Source organism: Vibrio sp. YT-15 (genome assembly GCF_033337445.1).
Lineage (GTDB): Bacteria > Pseudomonadota > Gammaproteobacteria > Enterobacterales > Vibrionaceae > Vibrio > Vibrio alginolyticus.
This window is the reverse complement of sequence record NZ_JAWOQR010000189.1, coordinates 1-1,016: the sequence shown is the minus strand read 5'-3', so window position 1 is coordinate 1,016 and position 1,016 is coordinate 1. Positions and strand designations below refer to the sequence as shown.

General features: G+C 44.3%; 1 protein-coding gene. It reads left to right on the top strand.

Annotated elements, in window-relative coordinates; translation table 11 throughout:
- The coding region (locus R7D93_RS26210) for a GGDEF domain-containing protein (protein ID WP_318129672.1) at positions 1-1,016 on the top strand (1,016 nt) is incomplete at both ends.

Here is a 1,016-nt window from a genome sequence, read left to right as displayed (position 1 = left end):
GAAGCGCAAGATTCGTTAGTTATTCCCATTCGTAAAGCGATTCCAGATAAAAATGGCGTAGTACAAGCGGTAATGACGGCTGGCTTTAACATGAATACGTCGTCAGTGTTTCGTAACGACATTCATGCTAATGAACACAATCGCGTGTCCCTAATTAGAAACGACGGCTACCTTACGTTTAGCTCATCTGAAGACACCACGATCAAGGACTATCAAAAGCCCGCCGATGATTTAAATAAACAAGCCTTATTGGATCAAATCCAGCAAGACTACGGCTGGGATACCGACCAAGTAAAACAGCTAACCCGAGCAATCAATGTCGTCGTCGATACCCAACGTTTGAATGAATTAATCACACTCAAATACCTTCCTGATTATGGCTTATGGGCAACGTCGTCGACCGATTTGAGTTTCATTAAGCGTGGCTTTTACAGCCAATTTGCGTTTTACTGCATCGTCTTTCTGATCGTTCAAGCAGCGTTTTATGCGCTGTTTCGCTCAATCGCTAACAATGAACACGAAACCAAAGAGCGTTTGCTTTACCAAGCTTGTCATGATCATCTAACTCGCCTACCTAATCGCGAGTATTTACGTTCCAACATTCAACGTTGGATGTGTGGCAGCAGTAACCCGTTCACCTTAATGTTCATTGATATCGATAACTTCAAATCGGTCAATGACACACACGGCCACGAATTTGGTGACGAAGTTCTAAAACAGATCTCGACTCGCCTTAACCACTTTTCGGGCGAAGGTCGTTTGATCGTCCGTGAGGCAAGCGACGAGTTCATCTTTATCGTTAATCGAACTGATGAAGAGACCATCAAAGATCTAGCAAGCGAGCTGATTCAAACGCTTTCCAAACCATATAACGTTAACGATAACCAGTTCCTGCTCAGTTGCAGCATTGGGATTGCGTTCTACCCAATGCACGGCGACAACTTAGACGCGCTGCTGCTTTCTGCAGATATCGCCATGTATCAAGCAAAGAAACAGCGTAATGCGTACAGTCTGTT